Genomic DNA, 19,470 nt, shown 5'->3' with positions numbered 1-19,470 from the left:
AAATTCGAGTGATAAAGCTAAGTTAACGATTAAATAAAAAAAGGCGAGTTTGTAATCGCCTTTAACAGCTTGCCGTTGTTAATTCGTATTTTTAATATAGAATTCGGTTTCACAAAATAATTTTTATTCTTAATTAAATTTGAAAAGGAATTTATATGAACAGTGTTCTTAGTATTACTGTTGTTGCTTTGACGCTACTTGTTAATACCATTCTTCTAACTTCTTGTGGCGGAGGCTCTTCAAGCTCAGATAGCTCTCCCAAACCTATAGTCACTTTGCCTAATGCTAGTATTTCTGGTCCTTCAAATGCATCGGAAGGGACAGAAGTTACAATTGTTGCGGCGACTAACGTTAGCGCTACTGAAGCAAATTATCAATGGACTCAGACTTCTGGCTTAAATGTATCCTTTGATGCATCAGCTAGTTCTTTAACTTTTACCACACCCACTGCTTATGCTGATTATGAAATGTCCTTTGAGCTAGTTGTAAGTGATGGGAAAAACTCTAGTTCTGCCGCAACTTTTCAGTTGTTAGTGGAAGACTCATTTTCTCTTCAAGAAAGTTATCTAGAGGCGTCAGTTATATCTTTGTCTAGTACCGAAAGCTTTTTGCAGATAGGGCAATTAGCCAGAGATGTTATTAATCAAAATATGTACCTTACTGATATGGTTGAATATAGTTGCAGTAATGGCGGTATTGCTAAGGTCACACTTTCTGATCAAGATTCCGATGGTAAGTTGTCAAATCAAGACGATATTTTAGTTACGTATAGTGAATGTTATCTTGATGCTTTTAACGAGGTGGTGTCTGGAGATGTAAACATCAATGTTTCAAATATAGATTCCGTAGGAAATGTTTCTGGAGTCATAGATATGAATCATTTGCTCATTCTTGATGATCAAACAGTCAAACTCCCCAGCCGTTTTGAATTCAAATTAGGCTCCAGTGATAACCAGAATAGTATTGAGATTAATCAGCAATCAAATGTAGTTTTATATATTGATGATCAAGAAGTTGTTGAGTTTGTAGATGTTAATGTTTCGAAAATAGAAGACTTGGCCGTTGCCAAATATTACGTCACGGTTAATGGTGAAATTAAGGATATATTGCTTGGTGGTAGCTATCAACTTTCTCAAACTGTCCCATGGGCCGGTCATTTCAATGAGTATCCGCATGAAGGAGAGTTGATACTTAGCAATAATGATGAAGATGAAATTGTATTATTGAGTAATTTTGTTACGGATTCTTATTTATTTAATTTAGCCACGGATGAGCAGCAGTATTCGTACCGTTGGAATGATGCTGTAGAGGGATCTTTATGGATGTATGGCGACAATTATAATCAAAGAGTTAAAGAGTTCCGCTCTGATAATTTTCAATTTATTGATGTATTGAATTCAGCTGATACCGAATTACCTTTGGAAGCTGGAGTCTCATTTTTATTTTCTAGAGAAATAGAACAAATTCAAAGTACTGAACTTTACTTTGAAGAGTCTGAATGGCCCTACAGTAAAATTGATGTATCGGCTGAACTTGACGGTGCTATTCTTACACTCTTTCCAGTAGAGCCTTTAAAAGCAGGGACTAAGTACAGAAGCAGCTCCTTAGGCGTTGTAAGTAAATTTGATACAGTTGCCTACTCGAATAGTGCATATTTTACGACTAGCGATAACGTATTACCCGAGTTTGAAGCTCAATCATCTGTATTCAGATATGGTGATACACCAATATTGAATGCAAGCCTTAGCCAGCTCAATGAAGGGCAAAACATAACTTATTTCTGGGAAGAAATCAGTAACCATGGAATTGAATTTGATGCGCCTTCTGAAGCGATTACGTCGTTCACTGTTCCAGTGGATATAGAAGGTGATGTAGTAGTTAAACTGACGGTCAGCAATGAATATGAAGATAAAGCTTCTAAACAGATGACTATTTACCAAGCCAATTTGTCTACTAATTTTTTATTTTATGACAGTGAAAGTGGAGATTACATCGGTGGTGGGCAGACTATGTTTCATACAGATACTGATGGCTCGATTTTCTCAAGCTCGGATAGTGATCGACCTAATTATGTAGAGGTTAGATACACTGGTGACGCAAGGTGGAGTTTGGATTTAGCCTCCCCAAATAATGAAATTTTAGAGGCAAAGAAATATGAAGAAGCAACTCGATATCCATTTCAATCGCAAACTAAGCCTGGTCTATCATTTACAGGCAATGGCAGAGGTTGTAACCAGAGTTTTGGCGAGTTTGAGATTTTGGAGATTGAATACGAAGAAAATGGGCAATTAGATAAATTGGCTGTGAACTTTACGCAACATTGTGAAGGCCTTAGTGCTCCAAAATTAAAGGGTATGGTGCGTTTGAATTCTTCTGCTAGATTGAACCCCTAGTAATTGCTTGTTCCTTTCAAATAGTGAGGACGCCAAGCAAAATCCGCTGGGGCATTTCTTTCAGACTAGGTTTAAAAACGCTTTTAAATTCTCGCTGAGAGGCCAATTATTTAAGCCGAATGGTATAATTAGAGGAAAAAATTTATGTCTTATGTAGATGGTTTTGTTGCAGCTGTGCCGGTTGATAGTAAAGAAAAGTTTATCGCTCATGCAAAGATCATGGCTGCTGTTTTAAAAGATAATGGCGCCTTGAATATAGTGGATACGTGGGCCGATGATGTACCGGATGGAGAAGTTACTTCACTGCCTCTAGCGGTTAACAAGAAAGAAGATGAAGCTGTGGTTTTTTCTTGGATAGTTTGGCCGTCAAAGGAAGTGCGCGAAGCTGGATGGGAAGCTGCACAGCAAGATCCTCGAATGGATCCACAAAATAATCCTATGCCGTTTGATGGTAAACGTTTGATTTATGGTGGCTTCAATATTGTGTCGGATATCTAATACCATTTCGCGTTAATTAGTGAGTGGGCAATTATTAATGCGGATTGGAATAATCTCCGAAACAGCACAAACAAATCGGCCGCAAGCGGCCGTTTGTATTAAAAAAAGCATATCGTTAAAGACGTTATTGGTTTGTTTTTTGCCTTAAATCTGACACTAAGTCATGTCCAATCCCCCAGTTGTCTAGCCCTATTTCGTCGATTACCACGAAGGTAGTTTTAGGCTCTTTATTTAATATGTCAGATAACAATTGAGTTACACCGGTGACAAGTTGTTGTTTTTGCTGCATGGTCACCCCTTCGTCGGTGACTTTTATGTTTACGTATGGCATAAATGCTCCTGTTTAGTTAGTTTCTATTAAATCTACATACATTTTGTTGATAATTTTCCACTCGCCGTTTTCTTTGAGCAGGCCAATGAAATCAATATATTCACTGCCTAACAATGGGCAAGATAGTTTTGCCATAGCCTGATCGCCAATTACATCTAACGACAATATTTTGTAGTTAAATGGGTGTCCTTCAACTTGTGGAATAGGCCTTGCCATTATTAACTCAAACCACTCTTTTCTGGAGCGTCTAAGGTTAGGAGAGCTTAGTACTAATTCCTCAACACATATTTGGCTCAGTCTTTTAGTATTAGCTTGATGTAATCCTTCAAAGTAATCTTGTAATACAGCGGTGACAGTTTGAAAGTCTTGGTTATTCATAACGACTAAGCCAGAGTGGGTATAGAAAATTGCATGTTTTCTTTAACTATTGCAGTCTGGAATTCAGGTAAAGTCATGACATGTTTGATAACACGAATTACGTTCTCTCCTAATCTAATATCATGTTCTGGAAATACATTGCCCCAACTCGCATAGATGGTGATTAAATAATCCAAAATGCTAACTTGCGTCCCTGCTATGAAGTCTTGCTGTGCTAATTTGTTATCCAATATTGCCCATAAATTAGAGGTTTTTTTAGCTAACAAATCCATAAAGTCGTTTTTAACTTCACCGTTAGGCATCTCAAAATTTACTGTAAACATTTTGGAGTAAGCGGGGTGCAGCGTGGCATAGTTAAACATCAACCAGCGGTTAAACACTGCTTTATCGCCTAATATGGAAACTTGGTGTTTATCCATTAGGTATTGAACAATTGCAGCTCCTTCCGTCATTATGCCATTTTCTGTTTGTAACGCAGGGACTTGCCCAGTGGGGCAAATATCTGAGTAATTATCTACCTCTTCTCGGTATTTTATGTCTACCGGAATATTTAGGTTATTGAGCAAGATATGAATTGCGGTAGAGCAACTCCCAGACATGGAATACAGTGTGTACATACAAATTACCTTTAGTGATTAATTAAAACGGGCTAGTAGGTCAGCTCGAATTGTTACTATACATTTAGTATTATTGTTGATAAATTCACTAAAAATACAAATATGGTATGCAAAAATGCACAGCTGGGATGATTTCAAAATATTTTTATCTGTCGCTGAAACGGGTAGCTACTCGGCTTCAGCTCGTAAAATGGGCGTAAATCACTCGACTATTTCAAGGCGCATTCAAAATTTAGAGTCTGCACATGGGGTGAAATTATTTGAACGTACTACTAAGGGGTATCAATTAACCGATGCTGGCGAAGCTATTTTTGATGTGGTTTTGCAGGCTAGTGAAGCTACGAATCAAGCATCAAGAATGCTCAGCGGGCATGATGATAGGTTAGAGGGTGAAATAAAATTAACTATGCCCCATGAAATATTTGATCGTTTTTTAGCTAAGCCTCTAGCCCAATTTTGCGTTGATTATCCCCAGATAAAAATAAATTTAGGAGTAAAACCAGGCTTAAAAAATATCGCAAATCGTGAAGCCGATTTAGCGGTACGCATTACCCCTGAACCACCTGAATACCTGATTGGTCGACGTGTTACCTACATGCAACATGGATTGTATGTTAATGCTCATTGGGCAGAAAAAATTAAAAATGGGGCGCAGAATGTACCTCTAGTATTGTGGCCTCATATAAAAGGTTTACCCGAGTGGTCGAGTCATTTTTCGAATCCCCAAGTTGCAATGTATGTTGATGATTTGTCTTCTATGTATGAAGCGGTAAGAGCAGGGATGGGGGTGGCACGTATGCCCTGTTTTTATCCAGATTCAGTCAATGATGCTTCAGTCATTAGATTACCCATTGAGCAGGATTTGTCTAACTGGGGGATTTGGTTATTAAACCATGTCGACCTGCGTTATTCAGCGCGTATCAATAAATGTAAACAGTTATTAGCCTTGCATTTGGAAAAACACATTCCGTTGTTTTTAGGTGCGTTTTCAAAGTAATTCCAAGTGTTATATCGCTCCTTGGTTGCTAGTGATTAGTTGTTTTTTACCTGAATACGTTTGATACAACTGAGTATGTGCTGCTTCAGAAAAGGTATCTGTTCTGCTTGAATATTGGCTTATCCACTCTATTAACATATCTAAGTTTTTGTCTTGAGCGGCTTTAGATTCATACTTATGGGGTTCCCAAGGGCGTTTGCGGGCATTTTCAATGCATAACCCTAGGGGTAAGTTTAAGAATATGATTTCATTTGAAAAAGGCAGAGCGATTTCAATTAAATCTGCGTAACAGCCCTCAATTACCCAAGTTTGGTTTTCTTTTATAAAATGACTGATTGATTCAGCCGACTCTACAATCGGCTTTCTTGTTGGAGGTGCAGACGGTTGCCAAGCTAGCGTGTCGAGATCTAAATGGGCTAAGTTGTGTTGGCTACTCAGTTGTTTGGCTAAAGTGGATTTGCCTGCTCCTGAGTTGCCAAAAATTATTATTTTTTTCATAATTTATCCATTCACTTATTAAAATTTAGGCTTGAACGGCTTTTAAAATTAAAGGGGTTAATGATTCTGGTAAGGTAATGTTTCCTGCTAAGACAAAATCATGGGCTTGAGAAGACATTTTTCGCCAAGTTTTACGCACAATATCTATCCACTTTTGTTCTGTGTAGTCAGGATGTTTTTCAGCAAAGGCTAACATATAGTGTTCAATAAAAACTAAGCTAGCTACATCTTCAAGCAACTGAGTATCTGGGTTAGATTTAATGCCTTTTTTGGCTACCGCATTGCTCGCTCGAAGTATATCTTCTTGACTAAACCCTGCTTTTTCCATGATGTCAGCCACTTTACCAGCATGAAAAACATAAAGATCACTACGCCATTTATGGTAACCCTGTCGATCCATAGGATAATCACTACGCGGGGATTGCCAACGCTGAATGTGTTGACCTCGAATAGCCAGCTTAATTGGAAAATCTGCATCACTATTGTAACGTTCTAACATGTCTGCCATACGCATGCCATAGAGCAACTCTTTGGGCCAATCTTTGCCGTTAGCCTGTTCTATATTCGGGTCTTCACTATTGGCGTTGTCGATTAGTTTTGCAGCTTGTTCATAAGCAGTTTGGGTCATTTGGTTCTCCGAGTTATAGAGTTTTCTTGTTCGAATTATATGGCAACTAGTTGGCTATTTTACCTCGAACCGAAAGAGGATGGGCGGAGATTTTGTAATTAGTTAGTTAAAGTTTGTTGGTGTGTTAAATAATAGGTGGAAGGTGAGCAGAGAGATGAGCAGAGTGTAAAGTTATTGGATGGGAATAACCCGAGAGAGACCGAGTGAGTCTCTGTCAGGTTAATACGTTTAATGGAGTTAAAATAGCTTGAGTTAAGTATGCTTGTTAGTGCTTACTTATCTTTTTTCGAGCCGTGGTAGGCTTGAGAAACCGCAAAGCTGTCTTCCATCCAATTCCAACTTTTTACTTTGCCATCCACTACATGTACACGCACCGCCCATGTGAATTTTCCGGTATCTATACCTGTATTGTTGGCAATAGCGCTCATGGTTCCCATAAAAACTGCCTGCTCGCCATTTTCAAAACTATAGTCAGTTGTCCAACTGGTGACTTTTAAGCCAGCGCCAAATGCAGGCATAAAGGTTTTGAATACTACGTCTTTACCTTGCCATGGGCCAATCCAAGGAATAGATTTGTCGCCTTCGTTGTGCCACACAAAATCATCTGTCATCAACTGGTTTAGCACTTCTCCATTACCTGATCCCGCGGCTTCTAAGAATGCTTGAGCAGTAGCCAGTGTTCCCTTAGTCGCCAGAGCGCCTTTTTCTATATCTTTAGCCTGTGCTAAAGAAGTCACTAAGCTGCCAATTACTACTAAGGTTAAAATTAATTTGTTTTTCATTTTGAATTTCTCTCGTTTGTTTAAAGGTTTAAAGGTTTAAAGGTTTGGTTTTGATACTGTTTGTGTCGAGTTTTTAGTAATTGCCCATGGAAAGTTTTGCCCCTGTATAGCGCAGTAACTAACTTTGTTGAGCATCTTGCTGTTTAATCGCTTTATGGCCGTCTTCTGTCACGCCGTTTTTCCAATAACTACTGATGTAGATATGTTCGCGGTCCACTTGTTTGTCATCTTGAAAGTAACTCCGTAGTTCGCGCATGGCATCAAATTCACAGGCCGTCCAAATCGATGCTGTGCCGTCTAACCAATCCAGTGACTTGACCTTGGCGGCTAGCGACTCTTGCTGAGTTAGCCAAATAAGCTGCATATTTTGTGGCCCTTCGATAGGTTGAATATCGCTTTTTTCTGTGACTTGAATCACTGCATAACCTTTAGCAGTGCCGGGTAGTTGACGAATTTTGGCCGATAGAGCGGGCAATGCGGTCATATCCGCCACCATCAAAAACCAGTCCGCATGGGTATTGATTGCTTTGATATTGCCAGGTCCGGCAATGTTTATTGTGTCACCCACTTGCGCATTTATCGCCCAGCGAGCAGCAAAACCATTGGTTAAGTCATTACTCAGGTGACGCACAAAATCCACTTCAATACTGCGGTTGGCCTTTGAAAAACCTCTTATGGTGTAGGTGCGCATTGAAGGACGCTGACCTGATCCCAAAAGACTTAAATCTGGGCCGCCAGCTTGATTGAATAAAAATTTGATGTAACTCCCTGAGCAATCTTCAGGAAAATTAACCAGTCCATCTCCCTTTAAAACCAAGCGCTGCATATTTGGAGTGACTTGAATTGAATCTAAAACGGTTAGTTGTAATGGTGCTGGTTTTTTCATAAGGCTCCCCAAATAATTTGCATGAATAGATTGTTGAGGTAAACACTAGCACTTACCTCATGCTTTCAATCATCTAAAAGTTGACACGAATACCCACAGACACTTCATTAGTGGATAGGTCTTCTATCATGAAGCCATCTGTAAAAGAGTCTTGACCGGTCTGTACATCGCCAAATGAGGCATATTGATACTCTGCAAAAACAGAGGTCGTTTCGTTCACTTGGTAATGGCCACCAAAGCCTAGATTCCATGAAAACTCAGTAGACTCGTCGTCTGCGTACGCATCGTAAAAACCATCTGCTGCGCCATCAAATGCATCAAAGGCTGCTACTCCGGTACCGCCCAATTTGGCTGAATAGCTGTTATCTGAAATCCCTAAACCCGCTTTGATATAAGGGGTAAAGGCTGTGTTATTTTGAAAATCGTAAAAGCCTTCAAGGGTAAGCGTGGTACTTTGTATTTCACCATCAAGAATATACTCCTCGCCGTCTCGTGCTCCGGTTCCAAATAGGGTTTCATCGAAGCTACTTTCGCGATAGCCAAGGCGCGCTTCTACACGAAACTGTGGGTTAATCACGTAACCCAAACCTAAGCTACCTACAGTGCCGTCACCGGCATCAAATTCTGCAGGGAAATCAGCATCAAGGGCTATGTTGTTGCCTATGGCTTGAGAATCATTTATTTGTTGGCTAATACCTAATTGGGCACTGCCGTAAAACCCTTCTGCTTGTGCTAATGAAGGAGCGGTGAGTAATAAGGCAATGCTTAATGCTAATGTATTTTTAATGTTGTGCATGATGGGTCCTCTAGTGTTTTTTAACTGGGTTTGTTGAGTTCGAGGTGATCATATCCCTTCACTATTGATCTGAATATATGCAATAATTTGATTTTATAAACCTTAAAAACAGAACAATGATAAATTACTTACGACATATGGCAGTGTTTGCCCGGGTAGTAGATGAAGGCTCTTTTCGCAGAGCAGCAAAAACCTTAGACTTAGCGCCATCTCGTACTAGCCAGACTGTGGCAGATCTTGAGCAATACTTAGGTGTAACCTTGTTGTACAGAACTACCCGCAAACTGGTTCTGACCAATGAAGGACGTAAGTTTTATGCTCATGCCTTAGAAATCGTCAGAAATGCTGAGGCGGGAGTAAACGAGTTGAATGCCTTGTCACAACAGCATATTGGCGCATTGCGGGTGTCGCTGCCGGTATTTCTTACTTCCTCTAGTATTTCGAGTGCCATCGCTGAGTTTGCCAAGCAATATCCTAAAGTTTCGTTATCCTTGACTTTTTCTGATCACATAGTCGATATTTTAAATGAAGGCATAGATATGAGCATTCGGGTAGGGTGGCTGCAAGACAGCACTATGATGGCCCGAAAGTTATACGAAGGTCAGCGGCTGTTGGTGGCCAGCAAAGCATACATGGCGAACAGAGAAACACCCACCCATCCTTCCGATTTACTCAGTTGGGACTGGATTAAGTTTGATATACGTTCTAACTCTGTGGAGTTTGAGTCGGCGAGTGGTGAAAAAATTTCAATCTCTGAGAACTCTAGTCTGACGGTAAACAGCGCCGACGCCTTGTCGCACTTTGCTAAGCAAGGCATGGGCTTAGCCTATGTGCCCGAACATATTGTTGCTGACGATATTAAAACCGGTGACTTAGTTCATGTGTTACCAGATTGGAAATTAAAACCTTTAGGCTACTACGCGGTCTGGCCCAATAAATCACGACGAGAAAACCTGACATTGCTCTTGGTGAGGTTTTTGGCAGAGCGGTGTGCTGTTTAACCCTAACTCGACGAGTGTTGGCCGTCAAGTGAATTGCGGCTAATTAGGGTAACTTGCTGTGCCCTATTTATGGCTCTTATCTGTGAATAACGACCTTATTTCGACCTTGTTCTTTTGCTTGATACAGGGCTTTATCAGAGGATTTAAATAAGCTATCTAAACTAGCCGTTGCCATAGTCGCGACACCAAAGCTTGCTGTAATCGGTCCTGTTTCAGTTAGCTTCATTTGTTCTATTTTGCTTCTCAATAGTTCAGCTAATTGTTGGGCTTCACTTAAGTTAGTGTTTGGACAGACTAATATAAATTCCTCACCGCCCCAGCGTGCAAGATAATCTGATGAACGGACATTTTCAGTCAATAATTTGGCCAAGGTTTTTAGTACTTTGTCTCCGACATCATGACCGTATGTATCATTAAGTGATTTAAAATGATCTATGTCCAATAATACAAACGAAAAGGGTTTTTTATTGCGTTTCCAGCTTGTTAGCCCCTCATATAAAATATCTCTAATGCCTAAGCGGTTTAGTAGGCCTGTAAGCATGTCGGTTTTAGCTAAGTCTTCAAACTTTTGATTTTCCAGATTAAGCAACTTGTTTATTGATACTAATTCTTGTTGGTAGGCAATGTTTTCTTTTAGGTTTTTGTTTAATGTAAAAACACGAAATATTAGCAATGCTAAAATACAACTGATCCAAGTTAAAACTATTATTTTGTATAATAGTTCTTGGCTAAAAATAGCGCCTTCTAACTCAATTCTGTCAAGTTGAAACTCTTGTTTTCCCTCTCTGTGAAAAGTAGCATTTTGTAATTCGATATATATGACGTCATTAAATTCAGGGTGCGAATGCTCAAGAGCAATTTTATTGGCACTTAACCACCAATCGGCGACTTTAAAATCTGCAAGTTTTATCTTAATACCCTCTGATAAACTCGAGGTAGGTAATTCAATCACGTTATATTTAGTTGTACTGGTATCGTTAAAAACATAATACTCTGGATTACGGTTACGTAGATAAACCCTAAAATAATCGGCAACACCGGTGGACTTACCATAAAGTGTGATAGTGCTGAAATTAGACATGTCGATGCCTTTTCCATCTTTTCCTACAACTGTTAATTGCCAGCTGCAATAGGGGTTGGCAGATGTGTCGTTTAATTCACATAACCAGTGTGATTTATCTTTGTTTAACCATTTTACCGTAGAACTTCCGCCTGACGCTTGATCACCAAAAATACCCGAGGGGTAATCGTTCGGCGATAAGGATTGCGTCGTAAAAAATAGTTTTTCTGGAATAACAAGCAAGATGACAGATAAACTAGCCAACAACGCAAGCGCAATTTCTACTTTTGAAAAAGAGTGAATTAGTTGTCTGAGTTTATTAATCTGTTAATACCTGCTGCAATGGATTGACACTTGAGTGTAAACTTTTCTTTTGAGTAAATATAGAAAAGTCTTATATGTCAAATTAACGTTTTTGAATCTCCAAATATATTTGGTAAATATAGTTTCCTAACAATAAAATGTTGTTGTTAATATTAAAAAGCGCCTTAATATTGTTATTAAGACGCTGTGAGTTTTGTAAAAACTTATTGGTTTTATTTATGGTGTTACTGGTTGGATGATAATGTTGTCAATATAAACGTCTATATCAGCACTGCCACCGTTACCAAACAAGTATAAGTCTAATCTGGCATTTGCTAAACCAGCCCAATCTTGTTGTGTTCTGGTGATAGTCACGGTTTTCCACTCGGTGCCTGCAGCAAACCAAGTTTCGATGCGAGTGCCCCATGACTCACCTGATACGTTGCGAATATACCCAGTGACATTGCCATTGTTTGACTTAATGTCAAAGCTGATTGTGTAATCTTTGCCTTCACCTAAGCCTAAATCTTGCGGCATAACCTCAGGAGCTAAGTTTATGCCAGTATTCGTTAAACCATCAGAGGTCAAATGTAATCCTTGTAGCCCATCAGACGCGGCATCAGCTGTGATGAGCATATTTGTGGATGTGTTGTTTTCCCAGTAACCAACCCAAGGGGCAATCGTAGCATCTTCAAAACTTGGATTGACGTTAGCAAGAATGTTGGTCTCTGGCGCAACTATCACAGGTGAGGTGTCTTCGAGCTTAATGTTATCTAGATACCAAACTTGTCCTGCTGTTTGCATATTAATTTGCAAAGAAGTTCCTGTATCAGGCCAATCAAGTCCAGAGAACTCTTTTTCGACTAAAATCCAATCGCTAGGTGAAGCAGCAGTGCCATGCCAAGGCGGTTGTGGAGAGGCTTTCCAGCCATCGGTGGTATTAATTAACTGAGCAAATCCACCGGCCCAATTCGTTCCTGATACTCGTTTCATATAAAAAGATAGTTTGAAGGTTTTACCTGCTTTGATTAATCCTAAAGGTAAAATATCTTCATCAATCAAAATACCAATTTTACCATCAGTGGTATCAATTTTAACACCGAACTCTCCGTCTTTGGCAGCTTCAGATAACACTTCGGCAGAGCCTAAGGCGTCCCACGCAATTTTCCAATCATTTAGATGACCGACTTCAAAGCCGCCATTAATACCCAACAAGTTACCTTCTTCAGGAGTTGGTGGCACATATGGAGAGGTAATTTCTACATCTGAAATCGTATGGCCATCAACTGAAGTTCTCCAATCGCCATCGATTGCGCGCAATGAGGCGATAACTCGGTAACCTTTGCCAGCTGGTAATTCTTCAGCAAAGCTCAAGGTTAAGCTAGTGTCGCCTTTTCCAGCTGGTACAGTCACTTTAGCTAATCCTAACCATTGGTTAGTGGGCGAATACAGCTCAAAGGACACTTCTCTATCTTCATCGCTTGAATAGGCCAGCTCTAATGTTATGGCGTTGGTTGGGTCCATTTTTGACACGTCATTTTTGATAGAAACCGTATTACGTACAGTTAACTTATCCGCGACTTCAACATTTACACTTTGTGTATGGCCGCCGTCATAAGTAGTCGCTGTGATAGAGGTGTAACCAGGCACTACAGGGTGGATAACACCATCAGCGTCTACAGTTGCAACCGAGTTATCACTGGATGTCCAAGTAATGTATTGATTGGTTGCATTAGCAGGTGATATTACGGACTTGATACGATATGGCTTGTCTTTATTAATAACCACATCGGTTTCGGTTAACGCAAGCTCACTTATGGCTACTTTGTCGTAAACCTTTTGTGTATCCACTTCTAATACTAACGAGCTTACGTGACCTTGGGTATCTGGAAACTCTAAAGAGACATGGTTAGTTTCTTTAAGATATTTTGCCTCTACTGGGATTTCTATACTACCAAAGAAGTCATCTCGTGTTACTTGGTCATAGCCTTTCCAATCTGTCGGAACCGCAACTGTGTGGCCGTTTACCTTCACAATAGGTTGTTTAGACTTATCGTGTTTACGGCCAATACTCATTTTAAGCACAGCCTTGTTTTGACTGTCGTTGTAACCATGCATAGAGTAGTGATAATGTAATGCCGTCACTGTAGTATTAGAGCGCTGTGCTCGAGCAACTAACTTTTGATAATCACTACTGCTGCTCCAAGTGTCTGGGTAATCAGCGATAATTTTTTCAAATTGTTTGTTATAGCTACGTAATACTGACTCATAACGTTTGGTACTATTGTTACTAATGCTGTCTACAACAGCTTGGTCGTATTCAAATCCAGAGGCGTAAGCATCGGTAAAGCTTAAACTGTGTTGGTCTACTTCCACGCCATCGAAGGTGAACATAATTGGCGAGTTTGCAGCAATAGGTTGCAAGTAAGTATCAGCATAATAGTTAGTCGTTTTAGAAGCCTGTGTATGTTCGATTGGGGCTTGATACTTGTACTCTAACACGACTGTTTCATGGCCCATTAATGTCAAGGCATTAGGTGCGTTATTTACCACTTCATCAGTATATTTAGCTGCTTCTTTATAAGGGGCATCTAAACGTTTGATTCGTACATTTTCTAGCGTGCCATCATGTGGCAAAAAATCTAATTGAACGTCTTTACTGCCGTCTTCATAGTTGTTTAAAGCGACAAATACTCTGTCACCATAAACAAATGCTTGTGCACCTAAATCCGGATCTTGTGTGTCAATTGCTACACGATGGCCTTTTACATTGGCCCATAAATGATAGAAATTAGCTTTTTCTGTAGGTAGAAAGTTGTTTACCTTGCCGGCTACGATACTGTCTGGATCAGGTCGTAATACTACCCAGGGATAGGGATTAAAGTCGTTAGCTTCATAAAACCATTTGGCAGTGTCTGTGATAAATGGTGTAGAAGTCAGAAGTCTATCTTCTCGATTTAAGAATTGAAACAATAAGTGGTTGTATGAGCGTAACGATTGTGAGCTTTGCTCTGCACTGTACTCAATTGGGTAACCCTTGACAATCCCACCATATTCAGTGATAGCATGAGGTTTTACGACTCCCAATGTAATGTGACTGTAAGTTTCCATCATATCAATGATGGCCTCGGCGTTACTGCCCGAGCGATAGTTACTTTGTCCAGTGACATTTACTCCGTCATATAAGTGGTAAGACAAACCATCGATATTTTCACCAGCCACATCAATAAACATTTTCATTCTAGTTTCCCAGTTAGAAAAGTCATTTAACTCAAATGATGGCCAAGCAGAAGAAAAACCAATGACCTTGGTACTTAATCCTCGGGCGTTAAACTCGCGAGCAATTTCGTTAAACCATTTAGCCATTTCAACTTGCACAGCTTGGTTTGCGTTGTTATCCCAAGGACCATCTACAAAGTCAGAAGCGTGCACAAAAGGTTCATTCATGGGTTCATAAAACAGCGGACGGGTTTCGTCATCAAAATAATATTCGTAATAATCAGCTGCCCATCGAGCTCCTTCAACCTGATCATAACCTTCTACCATTACATTACTTGGGTGTTCAGTATTGATTGTGCGGTTTGAGCCATAGTTAAATAATGGGTGGGCTCTGTTTGCTGCGTTTGAAATAGGGCCCTTCTCCATAGCGTATTCGGTTGACGGGTAATTTGCATTGCCTGCTTCACTCAATGGCCCCCAAAATGATCGGCCGTAATCCGCATTAAGTTCATTTCGGATGTATAACTGGTCAATTTCAGCTACGGGTGAATTACCACCACGAGCATGTAAATTAAAAAATTTATTTCTTTGCAGTTGGGAGGTGTCACCCAAGTAATGTTGAGTAGACAGGTCAATCTCGACATTAGCGGTTTCTGCGAAAGAGAAAAAAGGCGCACTTGTATATAGCAGTCCGATTGCCAAATAAGTTTTGTTTAATTTGAATGTCATCTTACTTGTCTCAATGTTTGTTTTTGTTTCAATCAATAAATTAACACTGATCACATATAAATAACAAACGTTAAATTTGATTTTATTTTGATGGTTGTTTTCAATGATGTCATTTTCTAATAACTAAGGTGGTATTTATTAAATTGATGTTCATTGTTAACAAATTACTATCATTGTTGTTTTTAAAGATATTGGTGGGACTGATGTTTGTGTAAAATTGATGCATTTCTTATGCTTATGTTTTTTAATCGTTTGCTTTGTAGTTAACTTCATATTAACATTAAAAATGAATGTAACTTTTAATATATGAATTGGTGATGCATGAGGTTTAAAAATTTGAGTAAATGGTTAATGGTGTTTTCAATTATATTACCGCTAGGAGCTGCAAACGCGATAGTGATACCAGCGGGCGTATCGATAGAAGGAACAGTTAGTTTTGACGATTCTTCGTCATTTGTTTTTGATGCAGTGCAAGATGATTCGATGGGAATTGGAACGAGTATTAGTTCTATAACTGGCGGAAGTGCCGCACCCACTAATTCAATTTCTCAGCAGTTAACAGATCCGTTATTTATTAATTCTAATCTGTCAGCATCAAATGTTGATGTGGATTTTGATTTTGTTTCTTACTTTTTTTCTGTGGACTTAGTGAATAATCTAGCTAATGAAGTTGAGTTCTTTTTCAGCTTTGAATTAGAGCAAACGGCATCAGTCAATGGTGATGATGCAGGAATATTGTCAGAGATTAACTTAACAGATGACTTTGGAGATGCGATATTTTCTTCTGAATTTGAATTGTATAGTGACGATTCACAAGTTAACTCTGAATTCGTAAATTTTTCATTTCTATTAGGTGCTGGTGAATCTTTAACTTTTGATGGGTTAGTTGATTTAACAGTATTTAATTATGATACATCTAACTTTTCGTTATTAACTGAAGCGTCTTTATCTTTAACTAGCCTTGTACAGAATTCAACAGATGTATCTGCGCCAGGTACTTTGTCAGTATTGTTAAGCGTTGGATTAATGGGACTCGGTTTTCGTAGAAGAAAACATATTATTGCTGTTTAATTTGTTTATTACTTTTGATTAATTGTTTATGGAAAGTAAAAAGCGACTCAAATGAGTCGCTTTTTTTATATTTTTAGAATTGACCGATTATGAACTTCAAGCGCAAGGTTTGGGGCGGACAGATTTAGGAATAATTAGCGGTGCTGGCTTTACTTTATTTTCGCTGGCTAATTGCTCAAAAGCGGCCTGTTGTAACATACTTATCGCATGGCGTGACATGCCAAGCTCGTATCCAGAACACTCATTTTTTCCTAGGGAACGAGGATCGGTACCCGTTAAGTTTCCAAATACAACAAGAGCATGTAAATAGTAACCGTAAGTACTTGCATGGTAATGATCTGCGGTCCACAGACTAATTTTTCCAAACTCGATTCCATCATAAGGATTAGGGTCTGCAATACCTAATTCTATGGCTCTTGTCCACGCTTGTCCCACGCCATTAACGGCTTTAACGGCAGGAGTTGCAGCCGCAGCTTTGTTGTATCCTGCACGTACGTCTAAAGCCATTTTTTCTATCGGCGTATTCGACCAGTGACGATTAGCTTGATAAATCAAATCTGCACGAGACCAAGTGGAGGTAAGAAAGACCTCTACTTTGGGGTTAAGCTCTTGCAGAAATTTTGCCATCTTCTCCGTCGTTTCAACTAGCATACTGGGGTTGCCAGGATTTTTGCTATCTAGCGTGCTATAGCCATGCATGACAACCTTATCCCATGGATGTTTGCCAATCAGCTCTAATTTATTAGCTAGGTGATAATCGAGTGCACTACCGGGTTGGGTTTCTAAGTACACTTCATAATCAAAACCGGTTTGCTCAGTGAATGATTTAAAAAGCGCTGGTACGCCACCAATGCCCTGATTATTAAGATCAGTTACGCTGTCTGTTCGATAATACTTGGCCGCGGAGCCAGCCCCATAGGTAAAACTATTTCCAATAAATAACACTTTTGTTTGGGCATATACACAAACACTACTTAGCATAACCGTTAGCGCAAAAATAGCGGTAATGAATGACTTCATGATTGGTTCTCTTGATTGTAATTTGTGTTCAGAATAACGAGTTAAATGCTTTAATACAACGGGGTTGATTTTTGCTAGGGATGGAGAGTGGCGATAAAAAAAGCCTCTGGATATCTTTTATCGAGAGGCTTGGTATGGTCTGCGATTAAAATTATCTTAGGCTTGTTGCCAGGCCGGACGACTATTTTCAAATGCAGTTATTTGTGCGTCTAACTCTAAAGTTTGACCAATGGCGTCTAAACCTTTTAGCAGGTTATTTTTATGTTGCTCAGCAATGTCAAAACCAAAACTTAAATCACCGGCTGTGACAGTTTGTTGCTGCAAGTTAACTGTGATTTGAGTCGTAGAGTCCTGCTCAACTAAAGCAAATAACTGATCCATTTGGTCGCTTTCTAGCTGTACTGGCAATAATTGATTGTTGATACAGTTACCGTAAAAAATATCAGCAAAGCTAGTGGCAATTAGCACTTTAAAACCGTAGTCATCTAATGACCAAGGCGCATGTTCACGACTTGAACCGCAACCAAAGTTTTCACGTACTAATAATATACTAGCACCTTGATGCTCAGGCTTATTAAGTGAGAATTCTGGATTCAACACTTGTTCGTGTTGATCTAAATAACGCCAATCATGGAATAAGTGTTTACCGTAACCACTGCGAGTCACGGCGGTTAAAAACTGCTTAGGAATAATTTGATCTGTATCGACGTTAGCCTGATTTAATGGCGCCGCCGTACCTGTATGTACGTCAATCCCAGCAGGAGATGTTTGAGTTGTCATAAGTCTGTCCTTTTGGGTGGGTTATTGGTAATCGCGCACGTCGGCAAAGTGACCGGCTAAGGCTGCTGCTGCGGCCATTGCTGGGCTTACCAAGTGAGTACGAGCACCACGACCTTGACGGCCTTCGAAGTTACGGTTACTAGTAGAGGCACAACGATCACCTTCTTGCAGGATGTCGTCATTCATGCCTAAACACATTGAACAGCCTGGTAAGCGCCATTCAAAACCAGCTTCGACAAATATTTGATCTAACTGCTCTTCTTCAGCTTGTTTTTTAACCGCTACTGAACCTGGCACCACAATAGCGGTTACACCATCAGCGACTTTGCCTTGTTTAGCAATGGCAGCTGCTGCGCGCATATCTTCAATACGGCCATTGGTACAAGAACCAATAAATACATTATTCACGGCTAAGTCTGATAATTTTTGACCTGGGGTTAAGTCCATATATTTTAAAGCTTTAACCGCTGAGTCTTGATCGATTGGATCATCAAAATCTGTCACAGCTGGTACAGGTGTATTCACCCCAATTACTTGACCTGGGTTGGTTCCCCACGTGACTTGTGGTGTAATATCAGCTGCGTTTAACTCAATCACAGAATCAAATTCAGCACCTTCATCTGTGACTAATCCTTTCCAATAAGCCACTGCTTGGTTCCAATCATCACCTTTAGGGGCATATTCACGACCTTCAAGGTAATCGAATGTTGTCTGATCTGGTGCAATCAAGCCTGCTTTAGCACCGGCTTCGATACTCATGTTACACACTGTCATACGCTCTTCCATGCTTAAAGCTGAAATGGCTTCACCACTATATTCAATAACATGGCCGGTTGCGCCAGCGTGACCAATTTCACCAATTATGGCTAAGATCACGTCTTTAGCAGTAATGCCGATTGGCAATGCACCGTTTACTTTAACCAACATGCTTTTAGCTTTGCTTTGTTTTAAGGTTTGGCTAGCAAATACATGTTCAACCTGTGAGGTACCAATACCAAAGGCTAGGGCACCAAAGGCACCGTGAGTAGCAGTGTGAGAGTCACCACAAACGACTGTCATACCTGGTTGGATCAAACCTAACTCTGGACCCATTACATGCACAATACCTTGTTTTTGATGGCCAACTGGGAACAAGGAAATACCGTGTTTTTTACAGTTGTTGGCCAAGGTTTGTAATTGTAATTGGTTAGTGGGGCCACAAGCATCAATCGCTAAAGAGCGAGTCGAAATACTGTGATCCATAGTGGCGAAGGTGCGCTGTGGGCAACGTACTTTGCGGTTTTTATCATCAAGTCCAGCAAAGGCTTGAGGTGAAGTCACTTCATGAATTAAGTGACGGTCGATGTACATTAAACCTTCAGTGCCTTCTTTATCTATAACAGAAGGGCTAGATGAAGTGTTTTTATCAATCATATGGTCTTGCCATATTTTGTCGTATAAGGTGGTCGCCATTATGCGTACTCTTTTAGTTTGTTTGTTACAT

18 protein-coding genes are annotated in these 19,470 nt (G+C 39.9%); 5 read left to right on the top strand and 13 right to left on the bottom strand.

Features of this window, described 5'->3' with window-relative positions; all coding sequences use genetic code 11:
• Positions 1–155: 155 nt before the first annotated feature.
• Both L0668_RS08050 and L0668_RS08045 read left to right on the top strand, forming a co-directional pair.
• Complete coding sequence (locus L0668_RS08050; protein ID WP_235311622.1) at positions 156–2,393, top strand: hypothetical protein; 2,238 nt, start codon at positions 156–158, stop codon at positions 2,391–2,393.
• Between the two features lie 144 nt (positions 2,394–2,537).
• Positions 2,538–2,891: a DUF1428 domain-containing protein gene (locus L0668_RS08045; RefSeq protein ID WP_235311621.1), complete on the top strand. Its 354-nt coding sequence runs from the start codon at positions 2,538–2,540 to the stop codon at positions 2,889–2,891.
• 124 nt (positions 2,892–3,015) lie between these two features.
• On the opposite strand, the gene L0668_RS08040 is transcribed toward L0668_RS08045, so the two are convergent.
• From L0668_RS08040 to L0668_RS08030, 3 genes are read right to left on the bottom strand one after another with little or no spacing between them, the layout of a single operon-like run.
• On the bottom strand, positions 3,016–3,222 hold the full coding sequence (locus L0668_RS08040; protein ID WP_235311619.1) for a 2-hydroxymuconate tautomerase family protein: 207 nt from the start codon (positions 3,220–3,222) through the stop codon (positions 3,016–3,018).
• 12 nt (positions 3,223–3,234) lie between these two features.
• Positions 3,235–3,600, bottom strand: coding sequence for a nuclear transport factor 2 family protein (locus L0668_RS08035; protein WP_235311617.1), 366 nt, complete (start codon positions 3,598–3,600; stop codon positions 3,235–3,237).
• A gap of 5 nt (positions 3,601–3,605) precedes the next feature.
• Positions 3,606–4,217 carry a glutathione S-transferase family protein gene (locus L0668_RS08030; protein WP_235311616.1) on the bottom strand — a complete coding sequence of 204 codons (612 nt, stop codon included), beginning with the start codon at positions 4,215–4,217 and terminating at the stop codon, positions 3,606–3,608.
• A gap of 115 nt (positions 4,218–4,332) precedes the next feature.
• Between L0668_RS08030 and L0668_RS08025 the strand changes: the two genes are divergently transcribed.
• Positions 4,333–5,214: a LysR family transcriptional regulator gene (locus L0668_RS08025; protein ID WP_235311615.1), complete on the top strand. Its 882-nt coding sequence runs from the start codon at positions 4,333–4,335 to the stop codon at positions 5,212–5,214.
• A gap of 9 nt (positions 5,215–5,223) precedes the next feature.
• On the opposite strand, the gene L0668_RS08020 is transcribed toward L0668_RS08025, so the two are convergent.
• The 5 genes from L0668_RS08020 to L0668_RS08000 all read right to left on the bottom strand — a co-directional run bounded on the left by L0668_RS08020 (position 5,224) and on the right by L0668_RS08000 (position 8,804).
• Positions 5,224–5,712 (bottom strand): AAA family ATPase, encoded by a 489-nt coding sequence (locus tag L0668_RS08020; protein WP_235311614.1) that lies wholly within the window; start codon positions 5,710–5,712, stop codon positions 5,224–5,226.
• A 25-nt stretch (positions 5,713–5,737) separates the two neighbouring features.
• Positions 5,738–6,340, bottom strand: coding sequence for a DUF4202 domain-containing protein (locus tag L0668_RS08015; RefSeq protein WP_235311613.1), 603 nt, complete (start codon positions 6,338–6,340; stop codon positions 5,738–5,740).
• 272 nt (positions 6,341–6,612) lie between these two features.
• Entirely contained in the window at positions 6,613–7,122 is a 510-nt protein-coding gene (locus L0668_RS08010) for a nuclear transport factor 2 family protein (protein ID WP_235311612.1), read from the bottom strand.
• A 118-nt stretch (positions 7,123–7,240) separates the two neighbouring features.
• A complete protein-coding gene (locus L0668_RS08005; RefSeq protein ID WP_235311611.1) occupies positions 7,241–8,008 on the bottom strand; it encodes a siderophore-interacting protein in 768 nt (255 codons plus the stop codon).
• Between the two features lie 73 nt (positions 8,009–8,081).
• Positions 8,082–8,804: an outer membrane protein gene (locus tag L0668_RS08000; protein WP_235311610.1), complete on the bottom strand. Its 723-nt coding sequence runs from the start codon at positions 8,802–8,804 to the stop codon at positions 8,082–8,084.
• A 116-nt stretch (positions 8,805–8,920) separates the two neighbouring features.
• Here L0668_RS08000 and L0668_RS07995 point away from each other — a divergent pair, with 116 nt between their 5' ends.
• Positions 8,921–9,805 carry a LysR family transcriptional regulator gene (locus L0668_RS07995; RefSeq protein ID WP_235311609.1) on the top strand — a complete coding sequence of 295 codons (885 nt, stop codon included), beginning with the start codon at positions 8,921–8,923 and terminating at the stop codon, positions 9,803–9,805.
• Between the two features lie 76 nt (positions 9,806–9,881).
• Here L0668_RS07995 and L0668_RS07990 read toward each other — a convergent pair whose 3' ends face one another.
• Entirely contained in the window at positions 9,882–11,129 is a 1,248-nt protein-coding gene (locus L0668_RS07990) for a GGDEF domain-containing protein (protein ID WP_235311606.1), read from the bottom strand.
• A gap of 276 nt (positions 11,130–11,405) precedes the next feature.
• Positions 11,406–15,116, bottom strand: coding sequence for a carbohydrate binding domain-containing protein (locus L0668_RS07985; protein WP_235311604.1), 3,711 nt, complete (start codon positions 15,114–15,116; stop codon positions 11,406–11,408).
• A gap of 336 nt (positions 15,117–15,452) precedes the next feature.
• Between L0668_RS07985 and L0668_RS07980 the strand changes: the two genes are divergently transcribed.
• Positions 15,453–16,187: a PEP-CTERM sorting domain-containing protein gene (locus L0668_RS07980; protein ID WP_235311602.1), complete on the top strand. Its 735-nt coding sequence runs from the start codon at positions 15,453–15,455 to the stop codon at positions 16,185–16,187.
• 96 nt (positions 16,188–16,283) lie between these two features.
• On the opposite strand, the gene L0668_RS07975 is transcribed toward L0668_RS07980, so the two are convergent.
• From L0668_RS07975 to leuC, 3 genes are all read right to left on the bottom strand, one after another.
• Complete coding sequence (locus L0668_RS07975; RefSeq protein ID WP_235311600.1) at positions 16,284–17,207, bottom strand: PEP-CTERM sorting domain-containing protein; 924 nt, start codon at positions 17,205–17,207, stop codon at positions 16,284–16,286.
• A gap of 156 nt (positions 17,208–17,363) precedes the next feature.
• Complete coding sequence (gene leuD / locus L0668_RS07970; protein ID WP_235311598.1) at positions 17,364–17,987, bottom strand: 3-isopropylmalate dehydratase small subunit; 624 nt, start codon at positions 17,985–17,987, stop codon at positions 17,364–17,366.
• Between the two features lie 21 nt (positions 17,988–18,008).
• Complete coding sequence (gene leuC, locus L0668_RS07965) at positions 18,009–19,439, bottom strand: 3-isopropylmalate dehydratase large subunit (RefSeq protein WP_235311596.1); 1,431 nt, start codon at positions 19,437–19,439, stop codon at positions 18,009–18,011.
• Positions 19,440–19,470 lie beyond the last annotated feature (31 nt).

The sequence above is a fragment of the Paraglaciecola algarum genome (assembly GCF_021532655.1).
GTDB classification, from domain to species: domain Bacteria; phylum Pseudomonadota; class Gammaproteobacteria; order Enterobacterales; family Alteromonadaceae; genus Paraglaciecola; species Paraglaciecola algarum.
The sequence above is the reverse complement of the archived record's forward strand: the minus strand, read 5'-3'. Positions and strand labels throughout refer to the sequence as shown.